22 protein-coding genes are annotated in these 24,814 nt (G+C 66.2%); 10 read left to right on the forward strand and 12 right to left on the reverse strand.

Features of this window, described 5'->3' with window-relative positions:
- Positions 1-45: 45 nt before the first annotated feature.
- Positions 46-1,542 carry an aldehyde dehydrogenase gene (locus B9Y82_RS05190; protein ID WP_100471807.1) on the forward strand — a complete coding sequence of 499 codons (1,497 nt, stop codon included), beginning with the start codon at positions 46-48 and terminating at the stop codon, positions 1,540-1,542.
- A 134-nt stretch (positions 1,543-1,676) separates the two neighbouring features.
- Positions 1,677-2,978, forward strand: coding sequence for an MFS transporter (locus B9Y82_RS05195; RefSeq protein WP_100471808.1), 1,302 nt, complete (start codon positions 1,677-1,679; stop codon positions 2,976-2,978).
- Here the strand turns inward: B9Y82_RS05195 and B9Y82_RS05200 are convergent.
- The 4 genes from B9Y82_RS05200 to B9Y82_RS20565 form a co-directional block, all read right to left on the reverse strand.
- Positions 2,959-3,420: a bacteriohemerythrin gene (locus B9Y82_RS05200; RefSeq protein WP_100471809.1), complete on the reverse strand. Its 462-nt coding sequence runs from the start codon at positions 3,418-3,420 to the stop codon at positions 2,959-2,961. The two genes, B9Y82_RS05195 and B9Y82_RS05200, sit on opposite strands and share 20 nt — an antisense overlap.
- Positions 3,421-3,504: 84 nt before the next feature.
- A complete protein-coding gene (locus tag B9Y82_RS05205) occupies positions 3,505-4,848 on the reverse strand; it encodes a diguanylate cyclase (RefSeq protein ID WP_100471810.1) in 1,344 nt (447 codons plus the stop codon).
- A gap of 94 nt (positions 4,849-4,942) precedes the next feature.
- Positions 4,943-6,505, reverse strand: a complete 1,563-nt coding sequence (locus tag B9Y82_RS05210) for an MASE1 domain-containing protein (RefSeq protein ID WP_100471811.1) — start codon at positions 6,503-6,505, stop codon at positions 4,943-4,945.
- Positions 6,506-6,631: 126 nt separating this feature from the next.
- Positions 6,632-6,805, reverse strand: a complete 174-nt coding sequence (locus B9Y82_RS20565) for a hypothetical protein (protein WP_157804594.1) — start codon at positions 6,803-6,805, stop codon at positions 6,632-6,634.
- Between the two features lie 157 nt (positions 6,806-6,962).
- Here B9Y82_RS20565 and B9Y82_RS05215 point away from each other — a divergent pair, with 157 nt between their 5' ends.
- Positions 6,963-7,451 carry a hypothetical protein gene (locus B9Y82_RS05215; protein WP_087922044.1) on the forward strand — a complete coding sequence of 163 codons (489 nt, stop codon included), beginning with the start codon at positions 6,963-6,965 and terminating at the stop codon, positions 7,449-7,451.
- 159 nt (positions 7,452-7,610) lie between these two features.
- Here B9Y82_RS05215 and B9Y82_RS05220 read toward each other — a convergent pair whose 3' ends face one another.
- Together B9Y82_RS05220 and B9Y82_RS05225 are read right to left on the reverse strand one after the other, a co-directional pair.
- A complete protein-coding gene (locus B9Y82_RS05220) occupies positions 7,611-9,203 on the reverse strand; it encodes an MASE1 domain-containing protein (RefSeq protein WP_100475177.1) in 1,593 nt (530 codons plus the stop codon).
- A gap of 225 nt (positions 9,204-9,428) precedes the next feature.
- Positions 9,429-10,706: an NAD(P)/FAD-dependent oxidoreductase gene (locus tag B9Y82_RS05225; protein ID WP_100471812.1), complete on the reverse strand. Its 1,278-nt coding sequence runs from the start codon at positions 10,704-10,706 to the stop codon at positions 9,429-9,431.
- A gap of 161 nt (positions 10,707-10,867) precedes the next feature.
- Between B9Y82_RS05225 and B9Y82_RS05230 the strand changes: the two genes are divergently transcribed.
- The 3 genes from B9Y82_RS05230 to B9Y82_RS05240 all read left to right on the forward strand — a co-directional run bounded on the left by B9Y82_RS05230 (position 10,868) and on the right by B9Y82_RS05240 (position 14,224).
- Positions 10,868-11,629, forward strand: coding sequence for a gamma-glutamyl-gamma-aminobutyrate hydrolase family protein (locus B9Y82_RS05230; RefSeq protein ID WP_100471813.1), 762 nt, complete (start codon positions 10,868-10,870; stop codon positions 11,627-11,629).
- On the forward strand, positions 11,626-13,023 hold the full coding sequence (locus B9Y82_RS05235; RefSeq protein WP_014036577.1) for a glutamine synthetase family protein: 1,398 nt from the start codon (positions 11,626-11,628) through the stop codon (positions 13,021-13,023). Before B9Y82_RS05230 ends, B9Y82_RS05235 begins: the two co-directional genes overlap by 4 nt.
- 91 nt (positions 13,024-13,114) lie before the next feature.
- Positions 13,115-14,224, forward strand: a complete 1,110-nt coding sequence (locus B9Y82_RS05240; protein WP_100471814.1) for a polyamine ABC transporter substrate-binding protein — start codon at positions 13,115-13,117, stop codon at positions 14,222-14,224.
- 39 nt (positions 14,225-14,263) lie between these two features.
- On the opposite strand, the gene B9Y82_RS05245 is transcribed toward B9Y82_RS05240, so the two are convergent.
- Entirely contained in the window at positions 14,264-15,664 is a 1,401-nt protein-coding gene (locus B9Y82_RS05245; protein WP_100471815.1) for a flavin-containing monooxygenase, read from the reverse strand.
- A gap of 272 nt (positions 15,665-15,936) precedes the next feature.
- Between B9Y82_RS05245 and B9Y82_RS05250 the strand changes: the two genes are divergently transcribed.
- The 4 genes from B9Y82_RS05250 to B9Y82_RS05265 all read left to right on the forward strand — a co-directional run bounded on the left by B9Y82_RS05250 (position 15,937) and on the right by B9Y82_RS05265 (position 20,289).
- Positions 15,937-17,073: an ABC transporter ATP-binding protein gene (locus B9Y82_RS05250; RefSeq protein ID WP_100471816.1), complete on the forward strand. Its 1,137-nt coding sequence runs from the start codon at positions 15,937-15,939 to the stop codon at positions 17,071-17,073.
- The gene (locus B9Y82_RS05255; protein WP_100471817.1) at positions 17,070-18,002 is read left to right on the forward strand and encodes an ABC transporter permease subunit; all 933 of its coding nucleotides are present in this window, start codon (positions 17,070-17,072) and stop codon (positions 18,000-18,002) included. The genes B9Y82_RS05250 and B9Y82_RS05255 overlap by 4 nt, the downstream gene beginning before the upstream one ends.
- Positions 17,999-18,841: an ABC transporter permease subunit gene (locus tag B9Y82_RS05260; protein WP_100471818.1), complete on the forward strand. Its 843-nt coding sequence runs from the start codon at positions 17,999-18,001 to the stop codon at positions 18,839-18,841. Before B9Y82_RS05255 ends, B9Y82_RS05260 begins: the two co-directional genes overlap by 4 nt.
- Positions 18,842-18,924: 83 nt before the next feature.
- Positions 18,925-20,289: an NAD-dependent succinate-semialdehyde dehydrogenase gene (locus B9Y82_RS05265; protein ID WP_100471819.1), complete on the forward strand. Its 1,365-nt coding sequence runs from the start codon at positions 18,925-18,927 to the stop codon at positions 20,287-20,289.
- 79 nt (positions 20,290-20,368) lie between these two features.
- Here B9Y82_RS05265 and B9Y82_RS05270 read toward each other — a convergent pair whose 3' ends face one another.
- The 5 genes from B9Y82_RS05270 to B9Y82_RS05290 all read right to left on the reverse strand — a co-directional run bounded on the left by B9Y82_RS05270 (position 20,369) and on the right by B9Y82_RS05290 (position 24,801).
- Positions 20,369-21,391 (reverse strand): magnesium and cobalt transport protein CorA, encoded by a 1,023-nt coding sequence (locus B9Y82_RS05270; RefSeq protein WP_087922051.1) that lies wholly within the window; start codon positions 21,389-21,391, stop codon positions 20,369-20,371.
- A gap of 6 nt (positions 21,392-21,397) precedes the next feature.
- Positions 21,398-22,639, reverse strand: coding sequence for a DUF4105 domain-containing protein (locus B9Y82_RS05275; protein WP_100471820.1), 1,242 nt, complete (start codon positions 22,637-22,639; stop codon positions 21,398-21,400).
- Positions 22,636-23,517 carry an HlyC/CorC family transporter gene (locus B9Y82_RS05280; RefSeq protein ID WP_100471821.1) on the reverse strand — a complete coding sequence of 294 codons (882 nt, stop codon included), beginning with the start codon at positions 23,515-23,517 and terminating at the stop codon, positions 22,636-22,638. The genes B9Y82_RS05275 and B9Y82_RS05280 overlap by 4 nt, the downstream gene beginning before the upstream one ends.
- Before the next feature lie 64 nt (positions 23,518-23,581).
- The gene (locus B9Y82_RS05285) at positions 23,582-24,190 is read right to left on the reverse strand and encodes a hypothetical protein (RefSeq protein WP_428993169.1); all 609 of its coding nucleotides are present in this window, start codon (positions 24,188-24,190) and stop codon (positions 23,582-23,584) included.
- Positions 24,190-24,801, reverse strand: a complete 612-nt coding sequence (locus B9Y82_RS05290; protein WP_100471823.1) for a hypothetical protein — start codon at positions 24,799-24,801, stop codon at positions 24,190-24,192. Before B9Y82_RS05290 ends, B9Y82_RS05285 begins: the two co-directional genes overlap by 1 nt.
- Positions 24,802-24,814 lie beyond the last annotated feature (13 nt).

Raw genomic sequence — 24,814 nt, forward strand, 5'->3', positions numbered from 1 at the left:
GGCGGTCCCGGTATAACCAAGGCTCGTTGAATGTTGGAGCTTCCCATGGCCGATTTCCCCGACCGCAGCCACTGGCAGGCGTTGGCGCTTCAGCTGTCGATACCCGGCCAGGCCTTCATCGACGGCCGTTATGTCGATGCGGCCAGCGGTGCCCGTTTCGACTGCATCAGCCCGATCGACGGACGTGTGCTGGGGGCGGTTGCCGACTGCGACGCGCAGGACGTGGAACGTGCGGTACTGGCCGCGCGGCGCAGCTTCGAGGCGGGGCACTGGTCACAGGCCAGTCCGGCCCACCGCAAGCGCGTACTGCAGGCACTGGCCGCACTGGTTGAAACGCACGCCGATGAACTGGCGCTGCTGGAAACCCTGGACATGGGCAAGCCCGTGCGTGACGCCCGCCGTATCGACCTGCCCGGCGTGGTGCGCTGCCTGACCTGGACTGCCGAGGCCGTGGACAAGCTGTATGGCGAGATCGCGCCCACCGGTCCGCACGAACTGGGACTGGTCACCCGCGAGGCGGCGGGCGTGGTGGCGGCCATCGTGCCGTGGAATTTCCCATTGCTGATGGCCTGCTGGAAGATCGCGCCGGCGCTGGCGATGGGCAACTCGGTGGTGCTCAAGCCTTCGGAGCGGTCGCCGCTGAGCGCGCTGCGGCTGGCGGCGCTGGCCGTCGAGGCCGGGCTGCCGGAGGGCGTGCTGAACGTGTTGCCCGGCCACGGTGCGCGCGTCGGTGAACCGCTGGCCCTGCACATGGACGTGGATGTGCTGGCGTTCACCGGTTCCACCGCCACCGGCGCAAAGCTGCTGGAGTATTCCGGCCGGTCCAACCTCAAGCGGGTCTGGCTGGAGTGTGGCGGCAAGAGCCCGCACGTGGTGTTCGCCGACGCTCCCGATCTGGACGCGACGGCCAAGGCCGTGGCACAGGGTATCTTCTTCAACCAGGGCGAGGTCTGTACCGCCGGTTCGCGGTTGCTGGTACAGCGCTCGATCCGCGAGGATTTCGTGCACCAGGTGGTTGCCTACGGCCAGCACATGCAGCCGCGCCACCCGCTGGACGCCGACGCACCGATGGGCGCGCTGGTGGATGCCGCGCATCTGCACAAGGTGATGGGGGATATCGCGCGTGCCGAAAGCGAGGGCGCCCGCTTGCTGCTGGGCGGTCATCGCGCCGAGGTCGAGGCAGGTGGTTGCTATGTGCAGCCCACCGTGTTCGACCAGGTGAGCCCGGACCAGGCACTGGCGCGCGAGGAAGTGTTCGGGCCGGTGCTGGCGGTGCTGGGCTTCGATGACGAAGCCGAAGCGGTGCGCCTGGCCAACGACAGCCGCTACGGCCTCGCCGCCGGGCTGTGGACCCGCGATCTGGGCCGTGCCCATCGCGTGGCGCGCCAGCTGCGTGCCGGCAGCGTCTGGGTGAATGGCTGGGATGGCGGCGACATGACCGCGCCGTTTGGAGGCTACAAGCAGTCCGGCAACGGGCGGGACAAATCGCTGCATGCGTTCGACAAGTACAGCGAGATCAAGGCCACCTGGATCCAGCTGTAACGACGCGGCTGCTCGACGCTGCAGAAGAATGGCGCCTGCCATCCTGGTTGGCATCGGTGTCGGCTGAAACCATCGCCCCGTGCGGCCACCGGCCCGTGGCAGAATCGGGCGATCCGCCGTTACCCGTGTTGCCGATGTCGACGATCACCGCTGCCGCGCCGCCCGTGAATTCTCCCCGCCGTGTCCTGCTGGCCAGCCTGATCGGCACCACCATCGAGTTCTTCGATTTCTACATCTACGCCACGGCCGCAGTGCTGGTGTTCCCGCACCTGTTCTTCCCGGACAGCAGCGAACAGGCTGCCCTGCTGCAGTCACTGGCAACCTTCGCGGTGGCGTTCATCGCACGCCCGGTGGGCTCGGCGGTGTTCGGCCATTTCGGCGACCGCATCGGCCGCAAGGCTACCCTGGTCGCCGCGCTGCTGACCATGGGCCTGTCGACGGTACTGATCGGCCTGCTGCCCACCCATGCGCAGATCGGGCTGTGGGCACCGGCGCTGCTGGCGCTGTGCCGTTTCGGCCAGGGCCTGGGGCTGGGCGGCGAGTGGGGTGGGGCGGTGCTGCTGGCCACCGAGAACGCACCACCGGGCAAGCGCGCCTGGTACGGCATGTTCCCGCAGCTGGGCGCACCGCTCGGCTTCCTGTTGTCGGCCGGCATCTTCCTGGTACTCGGCCGCTGCCTGAGCCAGGCCGATTTCCTGCAGTGGGGCTGGCGCATTCCGTTCGTGGCCAGCGCGTTGCTGGTCGGCCTCGGCCTGTGGGTGCGCCTGAACATCCACGAGACACCGGATTTCAAGAAGGCGCTCGAACGCAAGGCGCCGGTACGGCTGCCGATGTGGACGGTACTGCGTGACCATCCGGTGCCGATGCTGCTGGGCACGCTGGGCGCGTTCGCCACCTTCGTGCTGTTCTACCTGATGACCGTATTCAGTCTCGGCCATGGCACGGCGGTGCTGGGCTACAGCCGTGAGCAGTTCCTGCTGATGCAGATGGCCGGCATGCTGTTCTTCGCGCTGGGCATCCCGTTGTCGGCGCGCTATGGCGACCGCTGGGGCACGCGCCGCACGATGATCGTGGCCAGCGTGCTGATCATCGGTTTCGGCGTGCTGTTCGCACCGCTGTTCCAGCCGCACAGCCCCGGGCTGGTCACGGCGTTCCTGTGCCTGGGCCTGTTCCTGATGGGGTTGACCTACGGCCCCTGCGGTACCTTCCTGGCCGAGATCTACCCGGTGGAAGTGCGCTACACCGGCGCCTCGCTGTCATTCAACCTGGCCGGCATTCTGGGTGCGGCACCGGCGCCGTACCTGGCCACCTGGCTGGCCGAACGCTTCGGCCTGGTCGCGGTCGGCTACTACCTGTGCCTGACTGCGGCAGCGACCCTGTGCGCGCTGGTGGCACTGCACCGGCGCGCGCTGCGGCTCAGCCAAAGAAGCGCTTGAGCGTGCGCCCCAGCCAACCGCCGCCCTGGTGTTCGCGGGCGAACTGGTTCAGGTGCGCCTTGACCTGTTCGGCGTAGGCCTGGTCATCGCCGCGGATGTGGTTGAACAGCCAGCGCGAGAGCATGGTGCGCAGTTCGTCGCTGATGTCTTCGCCGGCCTGGAAGCGCATGCGGTATTCCGACACCCGCTTGATGAAGACCTCATGCACGCGCTTGTGCGCGGCACAGAACGGGTAGCCCGCTTCCTCCATCAGCTCTTCCTCGAACGCGAAGTGCGACATGGTGTAGTCGACCACCTCGTCGATCACTTCGCCCACCGCCGCGCGCTGCAGGCTGGCCTGCGCCACGTGCAGGTGGTTGAGCATCTCGATGATGCGGCGGTGTTGTTGGTCGATCACATCGATGCCGATGTTCAGATCGTCCTGCCAGACCAGTAGTGCCATCCCGGCTCCCCTTCATGCCTATGTCGGGGCCGACTGTAGGGCTGCCGTGCGGGGACGGCGTTGATCTGGATCAAAGCGGGCCGGTCAGGGCAGGGCAGGCTCGCGCGGGCGCAGCGGGCTGGCCACCGTGGTGCAGCTGACCCGGTTGCGGCCACCGGCCTTGGCCAGGTACAGCTGGCGGTCGGCTTCGGAGATCAGCCGGTGCAGTGCATCACGCTGCGGGCGCAGGCAGCACAGGCCGATGCTGACGGTCATGCGCAGGGTGGCGGCGCCGATGTCCACTTCCAGCGCAGCAATACGCTGGCGCAGTTCTTCGAAGTACTGCAGTGCCTCATCCTGTTCCATGTCCGGCACCAGCAGGCAGAACTCTTCGCCACCGAAGCGTGCGATCAGGTCCTGGCTACGGGCGTGCGCGGCCACCGCACCGGCCACCGCGCGCAGCGCGTCGTCGCCGGCCTCGTGGCCGTGGGTATCGTTGATGTGCTTGAAGTGGTCGATGTCGATCATCGCCACCGCCACGCACTGGCCGTGCAGCTGCAGCTGCGGCAGCTGGCGTTGGCTCTGTTCCAGGAAACAGCGACGGTTGGGCAGGCCGGTGAGGAAATCGCGGGTGGCCAGGTCCTGCAGGGTGCCGATCAGTTCCAGCTGGTCGACGTTCTGCGAGACGCGGCAGAAGAATTCCTCGCGCGAGAACGGCTTGCGCAGGAAATCGTTGGCGCCGTTCTTCAGGAAGCGCGGGATCAGCGAGGCGTCGGTGTTACCGGAAATGCCGATCACCGCCACCTTGTCGCGCGAGCGCAGGGTGCGCAGGCGGCGGGTGAACTCCACGCCCTGCATGCCGGGCATCTCCTGGTCGACCACCGCCAGGCGGATCGCAGGATGCGCCTCGATCGCGGCCAGGCCCTCGTTGCCGTCAGCGGCCTCGTGCACCTCATGGCCATACATGCGCAGCAGGGCGGCGGCATAGCCGCGCGCGGACGGCGAATCGTCGACCACCAGCGCGGCAATGCGGCGGTTGCGTTCCAGCCGCTGCACCAGCCACACCAGGTAGTCGATGCTGCCCGGGGTATTCTTCAGCACGTAGTCGATGATCTGCTGCTGCAGCACGCGCTTGCGCAGGTCCTCGTCGTAGACGCTGCTGACCACCACGGTGGGCAGGCCGCGCTTGAGGAAGAACTCAACCACCGCATCGCGGTCGCCGTCGGCCAGCACCAACCCGGTCAGCACCAGGAACCAGCCGCCATCCTCGCTCAGCAGGCGATCGGCCTCGGCCAGGGTGGAGGCGATCACCACCGGCAGTTCCAGGCGCTGCTCGATGGCTTCACGCAGCATGCCGGTGAACGCACGGGAGTTTTCGACCAGCAGGATCCGCTGCGGCAGCGGATCGGCCAGGTCGCCATCGACGGCGGCCTGCGGCAGGACGGGCATGATGCGGTGGCTCACGGAGGAGGGCTCGGCACGGATAGCGGCGGTTTCGGGCGCAACTTTAGCGGAGCAGCATGCCCTGCGCGTCGTTCCCCGATCAGGCAGGCGATGCGGATGCCGCCGATGTACCCGCAATCGATTCATGCAGGACGAGCCGGAGCCGGTTGCCACGGCAATGCACCGTGCCGCCGTAGGCCATTATCCGGCCGGCCAGGCGCTCGGTGGCCTGCCGAACGGTCCGGTTCGACAGTGTGCAACCGCGATCAAGCAGGCCCACGACCACCAAGATGCCGCGGCGATCGCCTGTCTGGCCGCTCCGGGCGCGCACGCTGACCTGTCCCGATTCCAACTCCAGCAGCAGCGACACCGCCTCGATCAGCGAGCGATAGATGGCGAGCTGCAGATCCACAGTCAGCAGGCAGGGGTTGCCCTCCAGCCGTGGCGGAATCACGCGATGGGTGTTGCTCCAGTTTTCGCATGCGCCGCCAACCCGCAACGTGATGTACAGCCCAACCTGCTCCAGCCCCGTCGGGTACACCAGACTGGCCTGTTCACGGAACAGCCGCGAGTGCACGGATGAGGCGTGCTGCAGGCTGTTGGCCACCGCATGATGCCCCTGTTCCTTCAGCCAGCTGACCATCTCGCCGAGCGAGCTGTCCATCCCTTCGCCCAGCTGCTTGAGATGGGAGGCACGTTCGCGCAGCTCGCGCTCGCTGGTCTGGTGCGAGCTGCGTGCGAGGCGCAACGTGGTTTCCTCTGCCAGGCTTCGTGACTGCGCGCGTTGATGGTGATAGCTGATGCTGGATCCCAATGCGAGCAGCGCGACGCTCATCACGGCCATGTTCTGCTGGGTGGCAAACGTGCCCAGGTCGAACGAGGACGGTAGGCCGGTGCTGGGGGTGGCAAAATGGAGTGGAAGGTTCAACAGCGGAATCGCGATGGCCGCGCCACGCCAGCCATGCATGAAGGTCAGGGCGATGGCGGGCAGGGCGGCCAGCAGCACCATATGCGTCCGCGTGGTGTGGGCGCTGACGCTTGTCAGCTGCATGCACAGCCCCAGCACCAGCATCACCAGGATCGCCGAGACGGTGGGTGTGACAAAACGATGGGCCCAACCTGGGGCGGCGTGCCGTCGCGACCAGAGGAATGCCAATGGCACCAGGGTGATGATGGCGGCGAAGTGACCAAAGATCGTCCGATCGACCGCGTCCAGCAGGTTGCTCGGCGGCGGATTCGACCAGAGAACATATGAAATGCTCAGATTGAGAGCAGGGACGAACAGGGCGGTGCAGATCGACAACGAAAGCAGCCAGAGGCCCGTGGCTGCCTCGGACGGCATTTTTTTCCGGTGCAGGTAAACCACCAGCATCGCCATCGGCATCAGCAGCGTCGACGCCAGGATGACCCAGTCCAGCCCGTAGCTGTCGATCATGGGGATGCGCAGGGTTGCGAAGTACGCATACTCGCCAAGTAGCAGGTAGGGCCACAGGCGGGTCGGGATGATCAGCAGTGCCGCTGCCCGGATGCCCGCGGGCAGGAAGAACTGATCCAGCGAGAACTGACGCGAGACAAGGCAGCTCAGGGCGTAGGCGGCCGCGAGCGCGATTCCGACGGGTCGGATCCGGAAGCTCAGTTCAATTGCTTCTTTGAATCGGTCCAAGCCCCCGCCTCTTGTCTCCCGGCCAATGATGGCTGGTCATTTCTGCAGACACTAGCGACAGTTGGAGACGGGCGCAATCGACGTGCCTGCCTCCCTTATGCGCTGCAATCGGCGGCTTCCCACGCTTCATGGCGACACGCTCAGCAGTGCGGCGGCATGGCCACCTGCGGACGGTGAATCATCCACAATCAGCGCGTCCACGTGTCGATCGCGTTCCAGCCGCTGCACCAGCCACACTCGGCGGTTGATGCTGTCCGCTGTGTTCGCCATCACACAAACGACGATATCCTGCTGTTGCACGCGCTTGTCCAGGTCTTTGTCGCAGATGCCCCTGGCCCGCACCGTCGGCGGATTTCACTGCGGGTATTGGCGATTTCGGACGCAGCTTCGGCATGACATGGGTTTGCATCGATCCAGTCGATTATGTCCGATAGGCACTATGGAGTGCGCCCGGTATATGCTGATGCGATTGGCGGTAGCATCCTTCTTGATCCGTATTGCATCCAACCTGGAGGTTAGTGTGAGAAGTTTCCGAATTCATGCATTTGCTGGTGCATTGATGTTGGTGCCTGTATCCGTTTTTGCATTTGCCCCGAGTGACGACCATGGAATCAAGATGGCCGGCCAAGGGCTCGGCCAGTCGATTCCGCAGGCACAAGACCTGAGCGTGGATCCCGGCTGGTTGGTCTATGGGTTCGAGCGCGATGGCATGGATTATTTCCAGGTAAACGATCTCGCGGGGCACGTGCACATCGTGATCGGCAATGCTGCCGGCACGTTCTGGGTGCTGCCGGCAGGTGACCCATCTGCGAAGGTGTCGTTGCCGGAGCAGCGCCTGCCTGTTCCCGCCAAAGCCACCAGAACGGTTGTCTATCGGGCCTCCGCATTCACGCTGGTCAGGTATGCAAGCGGAGCTGATGTGTTGTGGGCGGTCGAGGCACCCTGATACTGCCTGTTGCCGGGATATCGGCGAGCTTCAGTATCAGACCGCGTGGGTACCCGGTGTTCGCCGGGTGCCCATGACGCGCGGGACCAGGGGGATGTGCGAGATGCTTATGCCATTCTGTTGCGCTGGCTCGATCCGGTCGCGTGAATGTGAAAGGTACTACTGCAGCGCAGAGGGTGCGGGGCAGCTGTACCGCGATGGAGCACTGGGCGCTGTCTCAAGTTTGGTCTCGCGGTCGAGGAACAGAATCCTGACCCGGTTGCGATAGCAGTCAACGGTCCCGTCATAGGGAAGGGTTCGCCCGGTCAGTCGCTCGAACGCTGCCATGGTTGTCTGCTGGGAAAGGTGCCTACGCTGTTCCAGCAGTGACACGACCATGAGGATTCCGCGCCTGGAGCCCATTCCGCCGCATCTTGCACGAATGCGAATCTGACCGCCTTCATGCTTGAGAAGAATGGAGACCGCATCAATCAGTGTCCGGTAGGCGGCCAACTGCAGTTCCACGCTCAGGTTGCAGGGGTCGCCTTTCAGGTCCGGGCGGAGAACGCGTTCCGTCAGCTTCCATGACTCACGGATGCCACCAGCCTGCAAGGCCACGTAAAGCCCAAGATGCTCCAGGCCCGAGGGGTAGACCATGCTTGTCTGTTCGCGAAAGAGCCGCGAATGTACGTTCGAGGTATGCAGAAGGCTGCTGGCCACTGCGTGATGTCCCTGGGCCTTGAGCCAGTCGGCCAGCTCAACCAGCGACGTATCAATGCCGTCGCCGAGCCTGCGAAGGTGCAGGGCACGTTCACGCAGCTCCATCTCGTTGGCCAATTGCGAGCTCCTCGCAAGATGGATGGCGTCCCTTTCGCCCATCTCGCGCAGCCTGTAACGATGGTAGAAGTGGGTGATGCGTGATCCGAGCAGCAGCAATACGATGCCGCTGATCGCCATGATCTGCTGGGTGATGAAGGCTGCCGGATCGAATGCGGTTGGATGGGTGTTGGGCGTGGTCAGGCCGATGACCATGTTGAGCACCGGCACTGCAAGGGCAGCACCTCTCCAGCCATACAGGCAGGTAAGTGCGGCCGCTGGGAGTGCCAACAGCAGCAGGAAGGTTGCCTTCAATGCAATCCAGTCTGCGGGCAGTTGAGCCGCTGCTATCCCGATCAGCAGCATCGATGAAAGTGCTGCCAGCATCGGCGTCTTTCGTCGAGCGTTCCACTCCTGTGCCACGTCCTGTCGCGCCCACAGCATGGCGACGGGGGCCACCGTCAGAATGCCGATGAAATCACCCACGCTGAAGCGCGCGGCATTGGTCAGGAAGGGCGTGGAAGGGGGTGTTGGCCAGAGCAGATGGGAAAAGCTGAGGTTGAGCAGAGTAACAACGACGCTGGAAGCGGCGGCAATCAACAGGAGGCCGATCGTCTGCGACTCCGCCATCAGTCGCCGTTGCAGCTTCACAATCAGCATCACCGCTGGCATGAGGAACGCGGAGGCAACAATGACCCATGTCAGGCCGTACTTCTCGATCATCGGCACGCGGGACTGTGCAAAGTACGCATATTCGCCCAACAGCAGGTAGGGCCACAGGCGCGGCGGGCACAACAGCACGGCTGCCACCCGGATGCCGGCTGGCAAATAGAACTGATCCAGCGACAGCTGTCGGGTTGCCCAGTAGGCAACTGCATAAAGCAAGGCAAGCATCAGGCCAGCCGGACGAATGCGCACCTTCAGCAACAATCCTTCTTTCCACCAGTCCAATCGCACGTCCCCTTCTCCTACGTGTCCCCTGTCAGCATCCATTCGCCGCGGGGCCCGGTTTCTCAGGACGGTATCGGTCTGCGAACGATTATGCAATTGCACAGCTGCGCATTTAGGAAATTGTCCAGCCATCCATCACAGATGTTGCGTGAAATTCTGTGACGTGTGCAGCACGATCAGCGCTGCGGTACGTTTGTCAGAACGTTCAATACAGGTGGAGATGCAGAATCTTCACCACAACGCATCCCGCAGCTTGTACCACGACATCGCTGTCACCAGCAGCGGCATCCGCAGCAGCCGGCCACCGGGGAAGGGCGCATGCCGCAGGCGCTGGAACACGTCCAGGCGCTCGCTCTGGCCGGCAATGGCGGAGGCGATCACCTCGCCGGCCAGCCCGGCGGCGGCCACCCCATGGCCGGAGAACCCCTGCGCGAAGTACAGATTGCCGTCCAGCCGACCCCAATGCGGCGCGCGGTTGCGGGTAATGTCCACATAACCACCCCAGACCTGGTCCAGTGCCACGTCGGCCAACTGTGGGAACACCTGGTGCATGCGCCGCTGCATCACCCCGCGCAGGCCGGGTGGGGGCAGCGCCGAGTAGCTGGCGCGGCCGCCGAACAGCAGGCGGTGGTCGTGGCTGAGGCGGAAGTAATCCAGTGCCCAGGCGGTGTCAGCCACGGCCATGTTGTTGCCGATCAGGGCGCGGGCACGCTCGGCGCCGAGCGGCTCGCTGGCGCCGATATAGGTGCCGACCGGCATGATCCGCCGTTCCAGCTCGGGCAGCAGGCCCTGCAGCCAGGCGTTGCCGGCCACGACCAGATGCGCAGCGCGCACACTGCCCTGGGCGGTATGCAGGGACGGCTGTGGTCCGCGCTGCACGCGGGTCACTGCGGAGTTCTCGTGGATCACCACGCCGGCCGCGCGCGCCGCATCGGCCAGGCCGCGTGCATACGCCAGCGGTTGCAGGTGCGCGCTGAGCGGATCGAACATCGCGGCGCGGTAGCGCGGGCTGTCCAGCTGCGCGCGCAGGGCATCACGGTCCCACCACTGCATCGGGTAGTCGTAGTGGCGCTGCAGGTGCTCGCAGTTGGCACGCAGGTCGCGCTCATGCCGTTCGCGGATGGCGACGCTGGCATGGCCCTCCACCCAGTGGCAGTCGATGCCATGGCGGTCGATGCGCGTACGCATGGCCTGCACCGCATCGCGCGACCAGTCGAACAGGTGGCGCGCGTCATCACGGCCGAGCTGGCGCTCCAGTTCGTCCACCTCGCAGCCATAGCCCACCAGCGCCTGGCCACCGTTGCGACCGGACGCGCCCCAACCGATCCGCTGTGCTTCCAACAGCACCACGCGCTGGCCACGGGCGGCCAGTTCCAGCGCGGCGGTCAGGCCGGTGTAGCCGGCGCCGAGCACCGCCACATCGGCCTGTACATCACCCTGCAAAGGAGGCAGCGCGGCCGGCTCGGGCAGGCTGGCGGCGTACCAGCTGGGCGGGAAGGCGGCGCTCACCGCACGCCTCGCGGGCGCGGTGCGGGAGGGGAGAGCGGGGGAAGACGATCAGCATTCACCCGCCTAGTTTCGCCGATGCGTGACGGCCATGGTGTGACGGCGACGACTTGCCGCGTTCGCCGGGCGACGGGTAACGTGTGGGCACGCCAAGGAGTTTTTCCATGCGCCCCCTGCCCTGGGTGGGCCTGCCCACCGACAGTACCGTGCTCGGCCATCACCGTTTCGCGATGGCCGGCGAGAAGTACGTTCGCGCGCTGGCCGAGGCGGCCGAGGTGACCCCGGTGGTGTTGCCCAGCCTGCAGCCACCGCTGCCGGCTGGCAACTGGCTGCAGGGGCTGGATGGCCTGTTGTTGACCGGCGCGGTCAGCAATATCGAACCGCAGCACTACGAGGGTGGCCGCAGCTGGCCAGGCAATCCGCACGACCCCGCTCGGGATGCCAATGCCTTTGCGCTGCTGCGCGAGGCGCTGGCGCTGGACCTGCCGGTGCTGGCGATCTGCCGCGGCTTCCAGGAATTGAATGTGGCGCTCGGTGGCAACCTGCATCCGCAGGTGCATGCGGTGCCCGGCCTGGCCGACCACCGCGAAGACCCGCAGGCGCCGGTGGACGTGCAGTATGGGCCGGCCCATGGTGTGGCCCTGGCCGCCGATGGCTGGCTGGCGCAGTGGCACGGCACTGACCGCGCGCAGGTCAATTCGGTGCACGGGCAGGGTGTCGCCTGCCTGGCGCAGGGGCTGCAGGTGGAGGCCGTGGCCGACGATGGGCTGGTCGAAGCGGCACGCAGCCTGCACCATCGTTTCGTGCTCGGCGTACAGTGGCACCCGGAGTGGCGTGTCATGCAGGCGCCGTTCTATCACGCTATTTTCCGTGCGTTCGGCCAAGCTTGCCGGCAGCACCAACAGAACCGACTGGATTCCCGATGAGTTCCCGAACGCGCCCGCGCAAGACGGCCACGCCCCCCGCACCGCAGGAAAGCACGCTGCTGCGCTGGCTGAAGGAGCGGCGCATCACCGAGGTGGAATGCCTGGTGCCGGACATCACCGGCAACGCGCGCGGCAAGATCATTCCCGCCGACAAGTTCTCGCACGACTACGGTACGCGCCTGCCCGAAGGCATCTTCGCCACCACCGTCACCGGCGAGTTTCCCGATGACTACTACGAGCTGACCTCGCCGTCGGACTCGGACATGATGCTGCGCCCCGATCCGGACACGGTCCGGATGGTGCCGTGGGCGGCCGATGCCACCGCGCAGGTCATCCACGATTGCTACACCAAGAACGGCGAGCCGCACGAGCTGGCGCCGCGCAACGTGCTGCGTCGCGTGCTGGCAGCCTATGCCGAGCTGGGCCTGCGCCCGGTGGTGGCGCCGGAACTGGAGTTCTTCCTGGTGCAGAAGAACACCGACCCGGACTTCCCGCTGCTGCCGCCGGCTGGCCGTTCCGGGCGCCCGGAAACGGCGCGGCAGTCGTACTCGATCGATGCGGTCAACGAGTTCGACCCGATCCTCGACCTGATGTACGACTACGCTGATGCGATGAAGCTGGACGTGGACACGCTGATCCACGAATCCGGAGCGGCGCAGCTGGAAGTCAACTTCACCCATGCCGATGCGATGGACCTGGCCGACCAGGTGTTCCTGTTCAAGCGCACCATGCGCGAGGCAGCGATGCGCCACGGTGTCTATGCCACGTTCCTGGCCAAGCCGATGGAGAACGAACCGGGCAGTGCCATGCACATCCACCAGAGCCTGGTGCGGGTGAGCGATGGCAGCAACGTGTTCGCCGGCGAGACCGATGCCGAGGGCGAGTTCAGCCCGGTGTTCGGCCACTACCTGGGCGGCCTGCAGAAGTACGCGCCGCAGGCCATGGCGTTCTTCGCGCCGAACGTGAACTCCTACCGCAGGCTGGTGTTCGGCGAAGTCTCGCCGAGCAACGTCCATTGGGGTTTCGACAACCGCACCTGCGGCCTGCGCGTGCCGCTGGATACGCCAGAAAACATGCGCGTGGAGAGCCGTTTCGCCGGGTCCGATGCCAATCCCTACCTGGCGATGGCCGCGACCCTGGCCTGCGGCCTGCTCGGCATCCGCGAGCGGCTGGCACCCGATGCGCCGGTGACCGGCAGCGCCAAGGAACTGGGGTACAACCTGCCGCGCTCGCTGGGCGAGGCGCTGGACGGGCTGGAGCAGTGCAGCGAGCTGCAGGCGCTGCTGGGTGAGCGCTTCTGCCGGGCCTACATCTCGGTCAAGCGCAAGGAATACGAGACCTTTTTCCGCGTCATCAGCTCGTGGGAGCGCGAGTTCCTGCTGCTGAACGTCTGAGCATCCGGAATAGAAAAATCCGCCGCCGGGGGGTAGGCTGGCACCCGTCGCCGGCCCCGCCGGCCCCCCTTCCCGCATTCTGGAGCACCCGATGAAGCTGCGTATCCTCACGCTCGGCCTGGCCTCCGCCATGCTTGCCGCCTGTGGCGGTGGCAACGGCGGCGCGCAGGACAGCCAGGTCCTGAACGTCTACAACTACAGCGATTACATCGCCGAGGACACCATTCCGACCTTCGAGAAGGAGAGCGGGATCAAGGTGACCTACGATGTGTTCGACAGCGATGAGATGGTCGAGACCAAGCTGCTGGCCGGCAACAGCGGCTACGACGTGGTGGTGCCGACCCTGAACTTCTTCGGTCGCCAGATCCAGGCCGGCGTGTTCCTGCCGCTGGACAAGAGCAAGATCCCGAACCTGGCCAATCTCGATCCGGCGGTGATGAAGCGCATCGCCACCCAGGATCCGGGCAACCAGTACGGCGTGCCGTACATGATCGGCACCACCGGCATCGGCTACAACGTGGACATGCTGAAGCAGCGCTTCGGCGGCAGCGCCGACATCGCCAACAGCTGGGACCTGGTGTTCAAGCCGGAGAACATCAGCAAGATGAAGGACTGCGGCGTGACCATCCTGGACACGCCGGCGGACATGATCCCGATCGCGCTGCATTACCTGGGCCTGGACCCGCACAGCGGCGACCCGGCCGAGCTGCAGAAGGCCGCCGACCTGCTGAAGTCGATCCGCCCGTACGTGCAGAACTTCCACTCCTCGCAGTACGTGGGTTCGCTGGCCAACGGCGGTACCTGCCTGGTGGTCGGCTGGTCGGGTGACATCATCCAGGCCCGCGACCGCGCCGAGGAAGCCAGCAATGGCGTGCACGTGGCCTATTCGATCCCGAAGGAAGGTGCACCGCAGTGGTTCGACATGCTGGCGATCCCGAAGGATGCCAAGCACCCGGAAGCCGCCTACGCCTTCATCAACTACCTGCTGCAACCGAAGGTTGCTGCGGCCAACACCAACTTCATCCACTACGCCAACCCGATCCCGACCGCGACGCCGCTGGTGGACGAGGCGATCCGCACCGACCCGACGATCTACCCGCCGGCGGATGTGGCCGAGAAGATGTTCACCTACTCGATCAACACGCCGGAGACCGACAAGCTCTACACCCGGCTGTGGACCGAGGTGAAGACCGGCCGATAAGCCGGTCTGGCGCCGCCGGGCCATGCCTGGCGGAACGCTTCACCCCTGGCCGGGAGCGGTACCGCCGCCCCGGCCAAGATGCCGCAGGATGGCCGGCAGCAGGTCGCGCGCATCGCGGCCGCCGTTGCACAGGAACGACGAACTCATCCGCTGCAGGTTGTGCATGCCGATGAAGAACAGCCCTGGCTGCGGGGAAACACCGAACTCGCCGAGCGGATAGCCGTACGTATCCAGCACACCTTCCACGTCGAGCCAGGGCCATTCGGCGGCGAAGCCGGTGGCCAGCACCACCGAGCGGATGCCTTCCGCCTGCAGGTCCAGTTCACCTGGGGCGGCGTCCGGTTCCCAGTGCAGATAGACCTCTTCTGGAATGTAGCGGGCATCGTCCGTGCGCGGCTCGGGCCGCGTGGCGTAGTACGCACTGGCCAGCGAATCGAGGTAGTCGTACTCGGCCCGCGTGGCCTCGATTGCGGCCTGCAGCTGCGGGCGAACGTCGGCGAAGCGGGCGATGATCCCCTCAAGGCCCTGCAGCCGGCCCAACAGCGTGATGCCTTCCCGATGCATTGCCATCAGGCTGATCGAGCTGCCCCGCCCGTTGCGTCCCTTGCCGGAAATCAACGGAAATTCGGCGGTCCGCGCCTTGCGCAGCGCATCCGGCTCGCCGGCCAGTACGCCGGCCGTTTCGCCCACGTGCTGGTGGATGCGCCCGGCCATGTCCCACCACGTCATCGAGTCCTTGCCGCGCAGCCGGCGGGTATGCGAATGACGCTGGGCCAGAGACCAGTAGACCCTGCGCCCGCTGTCGCGCAGGTCCTGGGCGATCTGCGCACCGGACTGCCCACCGCCAATGACCAGCACGCCGCCATCGGGCAACTGATCGGCACTGCGGTAGTCCCCCGAGTGCAGCACCGCCAGGCCCGGCCCGGGCGCGAACGGGGCCCGTGGCATCCGGGCGCGGCGGTATTCACCGGTAGCGACCACCACCGCGCGGGCGTGGATCCGCCCCTGGCTGCTGTCGATTACATAGCCATCATGCTCACGCGTGACCCGCTGTACTTCACAACCTTCGCTGATCGGCAGCGAGCGCTCGTCGGCATACTCGCGCAACCGGCGGATCACCTCCGCGGCGCCCATGAAGCCTTCCGGGTCTGCGCCTGCGTAGGCGTGGCCGTGCAGGGCCATCGTTGCGTTGGCGGTGTTGGTCTGGAACGAGTGCCAACGCCGTTGCCAGCTGGCACCCACGCTTTCGGCCTCCAGCACGCGATGCTCGACGCCGGCCTCCTGCAGGAGCACACTGAGGGACAACCCGGCCTGGCCGGCGCCGATGATGGCCAGCGGCAGCCTCGCAGGCAGGGAGCCCGGCGGGTGGGGCGGGAGAGGGCAGGGTCTGTGCGGGGAAATCACCAGGGCGGGTCCATGCAAGGCTTTGATCCGGGGCATTGCGCGGGGAATGCCCCGGGCCTTCAACAGATCCCGCTCTGAAAAACGTTGCATATCGGACCGTCGCCCGTGGTGTCTGCCGGGGCGGCTGCCTGGACAACCGGGGCAGCCCCGGCCTTTGAGCGGACAGGCCACGCTGGCGGGGGAAAACCGACACGCCTCGGGGTCCCCGGGCGGGCCTGCGGACGCTTCCGCCCGCCGCCGTCATATCCCCTTCGGCCCCCGGCCGTTAGAATGGCCGCCGCTGTCCACCGCCCGCTCCCGGAGCCCCCATGCCCGTTGAAGCCCAGCCGGTAGCCGCCGTCGTCGACACGACCGGTGCGCCCGGCTATCTCTCCATTCGTGATTTGCGCAAGGAATTCGACGGTTTCGTCGCCGTCGACGACGTCAACCTGGACGTGCGCAAGGGCGAGATCTTTGCCCTGCTCGGTGGCTCCGGCAGTGGCAAATCGACCCTGCTGCGCTGCCTGGGCGGCTTCGAGACGCCCACCAAGGGCAGCATCACCCTTGATGGCCAGCGCCTGGACGCACTGCCGCCGTACCAGCGGCCAGTCAACATGATGTTCCAGTCCTATGCCCTGTTCCCGCACATGACGGTCGAGCAGAACATTGCCTTCGGCCTGAAGCAGGATGGCCTGGGCAAGGACGCGGTCAGCAAGCGCGTCGGCGAGATGCTGGACCTGGTGCAGATGGGGCACCTGGGCAAGCGCAAGCCGCACCAGCTGTCCGGCGGCCAGCAGCAGCGCGTGGCGCTGGCGCGGTCGCTGGCCAAGGGGCCGAAGCTGCTGCTGCTGGATGAGCCGATGGGCGCGCTGGACAAGAAGCTGCGCTCGCAGATGCAGCTGGAACTGGTCAGCATCATCGAATCCTCCGGCGTGACCTGTGTGATGGTCACCCACGACCAGGAAGAAGCGATGACCATGGCTACCCGCATCGCGGTGATGGATGCCGGCTGGATCCAGCAGGTGGGCAAGCCGGACGAGGTCTACGAGCAGCCGGCCAACCGCTTCGTCGCCGAGTTCATCGGTTCGGTCAACCTGTTCGACGGGGTGATCGACGAGGACCTGCCCGAGTACGTGACCGTGCGCTCACCGCTGTTCCCGGCACCGATCTACATCGCCCATGGCATCACCTGCTATGAAGGGCAGCCGGTCGCGTTCGCGCTGCGCCCGGAGAAGGTGATGATCGGCAAGGACGAACCGGAAGGGCACACCAACAAGGCCCAGGGCGTGATCGAGGACATCGCCTACTTCGGCAGCCATTCGGTCTACCACGTGCGCCTGCCCAGCGGCGCCAAGGTGCTGGCCAACTTCGCCAACTCGCAGCGCTGGGCCAGTGATGGCCTCACCTGGGGCGATGAAGTGTGGGTGCATTGGCGCGACAACGACGGCGTGGTGCTGACCTCATGAGCGTCGCCGGCCTGAAGCGCTGGCTGCCGGGGCTGCGTGCCACGGTGATCGGCATTCCGTACCTGTGGCTGCTGCTGTTCTTCGCAGTGCCGTTCCTGATCGTGCTGATGATCAGCTTCTCGCTCAGCCGGGTCGGCTCGCCGCCGTATACCTGGTTGCTGCAATATGCCGACGGCGGCTTCTCGCTGAAGCTGAACCTGGAAAACTACCTGGCGCTGTTCCGCGATTCGATCTATGCGCAGGCTTTCCTGAGCTCGATCAAGATCGCAGCCATCTCCACGTTCCTCACCCTGTTGATCGGCTATCCGATGGCCTACGCCATCGCCCGCCTGTCGCCGGCCGCGCGCAACGTGGCGATGATGCTGGTGGTGCTGCCATCGTGGACCTCGTTCCTGATCCGCGTGTATGCGTGGAAGGCGATCCTGGACCGCAACGGCCTGCTCGACCAGTTCCTGCAGTTCACCGGCCTGCAGGCGCTGATGACGTCGATGGGGCTGCCGAAACTGCAGTTGATCGATACGCCGACCGCCGCCTACATCGGCATCGTCTACTGCTACCTGCCGTTCATGGTGCTGCCGCTGTACGCCAACCTGGTCAAGCATGACCACCGCCTTCTGGAAGCGGCCTACGACCTCGGTGCCAAGCCGTGGCAGGCGTTCCTGCGCATTACCCTGCCGTTGTCGAAGGCGGGCATCATCGCCGGCTGCATGCTGGTGATGATCCCGGCGGTGGGCGAATTCGTGATCCCGGAAATGCTGGGTGGCTCGGAGACGCTGATGGTGGGCCGCCAGCTGTGGAACGAGTTCTTCAACAACCGCAACTGGCCGGGAGCTTCGGCGATGGCGGTGGCGATGATCCTGTTGCTGCTGGTGCCGATCCTGCTGTTCAACCGTTCCCAGCAGCGCCTGCTGGAAGGGAAGCAGGCATGAGCCCGCGTAGCGCAAAGGGCCTCGGGCTGGGCGTGCTGCTGCTCGGCTTCGCCTTCCTGTACCTGCCGATCCTGCTGCTGATGTTCTATTCGTTCAACAGCTCGCGGCTGGCGATGGTCTGGGCCGGGTTCTCCACCCGCGCCTACAGCGACCTGTTCGCCGACCGCGCGCTGATGGATGCAATGTGGACCAGCCTGGTGGTGGCGTTCTGGACCGCCTGTACCGCCACCGTGCTGGGCACGCTGGCGGCGATGGTGATGACCCGCTTCAAACGCTTCCGCGGCAAGCCGCTGTTCGGTGCGCTGGTCACCGCGCCGCTGGTGATGCCGGATGTGATCCTCGGTTTCTCACTGATGGCGCTGCTGGCCTCGATGGGGGCGATTCCCGGCTTCCCCGCGCGTGGCCTGGCCACCATCTGGATCGCGCACGTCACCTTCACCCTGTGCTTCGTCACCGTGGTGGTGTCTTCGCGCCTGCAGGAAATGGACCTGTCGCTGGAAGAAGCGGCGATGGACCTGGGTGCCAGCCGGCTGACCGTGTTCACCCGCATCACCTTGCCGATCATCGCGCCGGCGCTGGTGGCGGGCTGGTTGCTCGCCTTCACCCTGTCGCTGGATGACGTGGTGGTGGCCAGCTTCGTGGCCACGCCGGGCTCGACCACGCTGCCGATGAAGGTGTTCGCCTCGGTGCGCATGGGTATCAGCCCGAAGATCAACGCGCTGGCCACACTGCTGGTGTCGGCGGTGTCGATTGCCGCAGTGATCGGCTGGTACATCAACGCCCGCGCCGAGAAACGGCGCCAGCGTGACCTGCAGCTGGCACGGCAGGACAACGGCTGAGGCCGCGGTCTGTCGGCTGATCCGGCAACATCCGGCTCACGGGCAACGGCGCACAATGGGGGCCTTCCAGATGGAGATCCCCCATGACCGTCGAGATCATCGACCCGGCCACCGGCCAGGTGACCTACCGCCATGAACTGATGGGTGCAGCCGACATCGAGCAGCGCCTGCAGTCTGCTGCCGAGGCATTCCCTGGCTGGGCCGATCGCTCGCTGCAGGAACGCGGCGCGATCCTGCGCCAGGTTGCCGCGCAGCTGCGCGCGCGCCGTGACGATCTGCAGCAGGCGATGACCCACGAGATGGGCAAGCTCAAGGCCGAAGCGCTGGCCGAGGTCGACAAGTGCGCCGCGGCCTGCGAGTACTACGCCGATCACGCGGCCGACTACCTCAAGCCGCAGCTGATCGACACCGAGGCCCAACGCAGCTATGTGCGCTACGAGCCGATCGGCTGCGTGTTCGCGGTGATGCCGTGGAATTTTCCGATCTGGCAGGTATTCCGCTTCCTCGCGCCGGCGTTCATGGCCGGCAACGTGGCCCTGCTCAAGCACGCCAGCAACGTGCCGCAGTGTGCCGACCTGATCCTGGCGGTGTGCCGTGACGGCGGCCTGCCGGACGGCGTGTTCGACGTGCTGCATATCGACAACGACCAGGCCGCCGACGTGCTGCGCGACGCACGGGTGAAGGCGGTGACGCTGACCGGCAGCGAACGGGCAGGGCGATCGATCGCCTCCAATGCCGGCAGCCAGCTGAAGAAATCGGTGATGGAACTCGGTGGCAGTGATGCCTTCGTGGTGCTCGACGATGCCGACCTCGACAAGACCGTCGCGGCGGCCGTGAAGTCGCGCTTCGACAACAGCGGGCAGACCTGCATCGCAGCCAAGCGCTTCATCGTGGTCGATGCGGTGGCCGATGAGTTCACCCGGCGCTTTGTTGAAGCCGCAGGCGAGCGCCAGTACGGCGATCCCGGCGAACGCAGCACGACGCTGGCGCCAATGGCGCGCGCGGACCTGCGCGATGAACTGCACAAGCAGGTGCAGGCCAGCGTGGCCAAGGGCGCCCGCATTCTGGTCGGCGGCGAGCCCATTGCCGGCACGCATGCGGGCTACCCGGCCACCGTGCTCGACCAGGTCGGTCCGGGCATGCCGGCCTATGACGAGGAACTGTTCGGTCCCGTCGCTGCGGTGATCCGGGTCAAGGACGAGGCCGATGCGCTGCGCGTGGCCAATGACACCCGCTTCGGCCTGGGTGGCAGCGTGTGGACGCAGGATCCAGTACGTGGTGAGCGGTTCGCGCAGCGCATGGAGTGCGGCGCGGCATTCGTCAATGCCATCGTCAAGAGCGACGCGCGGTTGCCGTTCGGTGGCAGCAAGCAGTCTGGTTTCGGTCGGGAGCTGGCTGACCACGGCATCCACGAGTTCATGAACATCAAGACTGTCTACGTGGCTTGATTCCGAACGCGGGCCATGCGCCACGACCAATGGTCGTGGCCTGGCGGTCTGGTGGGTATCGACTCTTGGTCGATACTCCCTACAACCACTTCGCGCGCTTGAACAACCGGTACAGGCCCACGCAGACGCCGCCCACGCCGACAATCATCAGCGGGTACGACCACGGTTCGCTCAGCTCGGGCATGTGGCTGAAATTCATGCCGTACCAGCTGGTGATCAGCGTCGGCGCTGCCAGCAGTGCGGCCCACGCGCCAAGTCGCTTGACCGTCTCGCCCTGCGCCAGGGTCACCAGCGACAGGTTCACGCTCAGCGCGGTGCCCAGCATCTCGCGCAGGGTGTCGATCACATCGCTGATGCGTACCGCATGGTCGTGCACGTCGCGCACGTAGAGCTTCACTTCATCGGGGATCAGCTCGCCCTGGTAGCGGCGCAGCTGCGCCAGCACATCCTGCAGCGGCGCCACCGCCATCCGCATCTTGTTCAGTTCGCGCTTGAGCTCGTACAGCCGCACCACCGTGCTGCGCTTGTAGTTGTCGGCAAAGATGTCCTTTTCCAGCAGATCAAGGGTGTCGCGGAAGCGGTGCACGATGGGCAGGTAGTTGTCGACCACGAAGTCGGTCACCGCATACAGGCAGTACGACGGGCCCATCTTCAGCAGCTGCGGCTCGCGTTCCACCCGTGCACGCACCGGGGCGTAGGACAGCGAGGCACCGTGGCGCACCGTCACCAGGAAGCGCGGGCCGAGGAAGGCGTGGGTTTCGCCATACTGGATGCGTTCGTCCACCATCTGCGCGGTGGTCACCACCACGAACAGCGAATTGCCGTAGGTCTCGACCTTGGGCCGCTGGTGCGCGTTGCGCGCGTCCTCGATGGCCAGGTCGTGCAGGCAGAATTCCTCCTGCAGTTTCAGCAGCACATCGTCGTTGGGATCGTACAGGCCCACCCAGACGAAGCCGTTGCCACTGGCAATGACATCGCTGATGGCATCCAGGCTGATGTCGTGGCGTTTGCCCTCGTCATCGTAATGGACGCAGTTGATGACGCAGGCAGGGTTGGCCGAAGCAGGGGCGGAAGCGGAGGCGGGCAATGACATGCCCGCCATCGTGCGTCAGTGCCGTGTTTCGGACAAGTGAGGACGGCGCCCCAGCACCCAGGCCAGCGCTGCGTGCACGGGCAGCAGCAGCACGATCCACTGCACGTTGTACTGCGCCTGCAGGCTCAGCCAGTGCAGCACCAGCGCCGCCACGGCCTGCACCGCCAGCAACCACAGCACGACCCTGAACATGCGGCCCGGCAGGCGCCGGCGCAGCAGCGCGATCGCGCCCGGCAGAAGGAGCAGGGCCAGCGGCGAAAGCAGCAGCAGGTTGCGGTTGGCCCACGCAGCGTAGTGGATGCTGAAGCCCCACAGGAACACCAGCACGCCACCGAACAGGGCGCACAGCAGCCAGAATGGCAGGGCCAGCCCGGCCAGCAGGCGCGGCCGGTTGCGCAGCGCCAGCACGCCGGCGGCGACCAGCAGGCCGCACAGCAGCCAGGGCCACCAGCGGCGTGCCGATTCCTTCGGCTCCGGGGCGATGCGGTGCGGCAGCAGTTCCTGTTCGGACTGCACCAGCGGCCGACCGTCGCTGTTGCGTGCCTGGCGCAGCGCGTCGGCCAGGCGCATCGGCACGAAGGCCTCCTGCCAGCGTGACAGCGGCTGGTCGGCGAACGGCCCCAGACCGACGTCGAAGCCCAGCCACATCCACGGTGCCGGCGAGGCCAGGCGCACCGATTCACTGCGGTAGGTATTACCGCGCGAGCGCCCCGACAGCTGCGACTGCAGTCCGCCACCCAGTGCCTTGTCCACGGTGTCGCGCACCATCGTGGCGCAGTTTGCAGTGTAGTAGTCGTAGTGGTAGCGCGCGTTTTCCGGCTTGGCCCGCTCCGCCAGGTCGGCGGCCAGCGCGCGCGCCTGGTCCGGGCGCAGGTCCAGCCACTGCACGCTGGCGCCGCGGCCGGTCTCGTCGTAGTACGACAGGTCCTGCTGCAGCGGCAGCGCCACCAGGTAATACATCATGTCGCCGCGTGCGAAGCGGCTGATGAAATCGTCCTCGGACGGATCGAAGTAGCCGAAATTGTACGAGGTCGCCTCGCCGCTGACCGGATCAAGGACCACGATGGCGTCATGGCCGAAGCGCTCGAAGAACACCGTGCCCGGCTGCATGGTCACCACGCCGACGCGCGGAGCAGGGGCCTCGGCGCTGGCAGCAGGCGCAGCTGCCACCGGCTGCGCGAATGCGGCCAGTGGCAGGGCCATGGCCAGCACGCACAGTGCCAGCCACACCGCCAGGATCAGACCGCGGCGCTTCAAGTGTCGTCCTGCGCGTCCGGCGGCAGCACGGTCACGTGGAAGGCCTGCACCCGGCGCGCATCGGCGCGGGCCACGCGGAACATGAAGCGGTCCAGCGCCAGCTCGTCACCGACTTCCGGCAGGTGGCCCACGGCCTCGGTGACCAGGCCACCGATGGTGTCGTAGTCCTCGTCGGAGAAGGTGGCGCCGAAGCGTTCGTTGAAGTCGCCGATCGGGGTCAGCGCGTCGACCACGTACTGGCCGTCGGACTGGATGGCGATCTGCGCCGACGGATCCTCGGCCTCGTCATGCTCGTCGTCGATCTCGCCGACGATCTGTTCCAGCACGTCCTCGATGGTGACCAGGCCGGCGACACCGCCGTACTCGTCGACCACGATGGCCATGTGGTTGCGCGACAGGCGGAACTCCTTCAACAGCACGTTGAGCTTCTTCGCCTCCGGAATCAGCACCGCCGGGCGCAGCAGCTCGCGCACGTTGGCCGGACCGTTGTCGGCGACCACGCCGCGCAGCAGGTCCTTGGCCAGCAGGATGCCAAGGATGTCGTCCTTGTTCTCGCCGTGCACCGGGAAGCGCGAATGGCCGGATTCGACCACCTGCTTCATCAGTTCCAGGAAGGGCGCTTCGACCGGCAGCGAGACCATCTGCGAGCGCGAGATCATCACGTCGCCCACGGTCAGCTCGGCCACCGAAATGGCGCCTTCCATCATCTTCAGGGTATCGGCGGCGATCAGGCCCTCTTCCTGCGCGGTGTGCAGGACAGCGACCAGCTCGTCGCGGGTGTGGGGTTCGCCGGAGAAAGCGGAGGTCAGGCGTTCAAGCCAGCCGCGCTTCTTTTCACTGTGCTCCGCAGGGGAGCTACTACTGTCGTCTTCTGACATCTCTGGAAAAAAGGCACCCGGCAGGCCGGGCGTTGGCCCCAGTCTAGCAGGATGTAGCGGCCTGTCAGTGACCGTCGCTGCCGGGTCCGGTGATCGGTGGCGGCGCCAGTTCAGGCCGGGCGGGCGCTTCTTCCTCGGGCAGGTCCAGGCTGTAGGTGCAGCCGGCCAGGGTCTTGCCGGGGTGGGAGGCCACGGTGGAGACGCTGAGGATGATCGACTCGATCTGGGCCTCGCCGCTCTTGGGGTCGGTCACGTCGCGGCTGACCAGCTCGCGGCCGGCCATGAACTTGCCATCCTGGTCATAGCCGGTCTCCAGCCCCAGCCGCTTGGCCAGCGGCCGCGGGTCGGCCTGGTCGAGGATCGCCATGACGCTGGACCCGGCCACGGCGACCCGCTCGGTGCGGGCGCCGAACACGCTGATCGGCTGGGCCAGCCGGTACTCGCTCATGAACTGGTTGCCCTGCGGCAGGGGCTGCAGGCCCTGGGCGACGGCCTTCAATGGGTCGGCCAGCAGCGGCGCCAGTGCAGCGTGGTCGGCTACGCCCTGGCGGCATTCGATCAGGGCCGGCAGGTCAAGATTGGAGGCGAGGGCCGAAGGCACCGCAAAGGCACACAGCAGGGGCAGGCAGCAGCGCAGGGTCACGGGCAGGTTCCGCGGGGCGGGGGCGGCCATCATAACGGCGATGGGCGCGGGGTCTCACTCTCGCGGCGGCGGCTACCGCGGGTCAGCAGGGCGCGTATCGCCATCACCGGCAGGGTGAGCACTACTGCCTTCATCGAGGCGTGGAGGACCGTGAGCAGCCCGCGGGCCACCAGCTGCAGCAGGCCCGGCTGTTCGAACCAAGGCATCAGCGCGGGCTCGGCGGCCTTTGCCAGCGGCAAGTAGGTCGCGCAGAGCACATACAACAGGCAAAGAGAAGCAGTTGACGCATGGAAGAATGGCAGCGTGTCCGCCGAGCGCCGAAGGCGCTGCTGGACCACCACGCGCCAGGCCACCGGCGCGGTGAGCGCGCCAGCCAGCATCAGCAGCAGCGCGCTCGTCACAAGGCCCGCCGTGGTGCTCATTCCGTGCCGCTGTTGCAGCAGGTGGGGCCCGATCACGGCGACCGCCAGGCTGGCAATGACGCACGCCGGAGACAGCAGTGCCAGCGTGCGCAGCAGCCAGTGCTGCCCGCTGGGGTCGCGTGCACTGACGCGGCGTACGGTGCGTGCGCCGAATATCAACAACAAAGCGAGCCCCGCACCGCCGATCAGCAACGTCCCCTGGCCATCCTTGAAGATCATCCCTGTTCTCCCG

The sequence above is a fragment of the Stenotrophomonas maltophilia genome, from assembly GCF_002799155.1.
Lineage (GTDB): Bacteria > Pseudomonadota > Gammaproteobacteria > Xanthomonadales > Xanthomonadaceae > Stenotrophomonas > Stenotrophomonas maltophilia_R.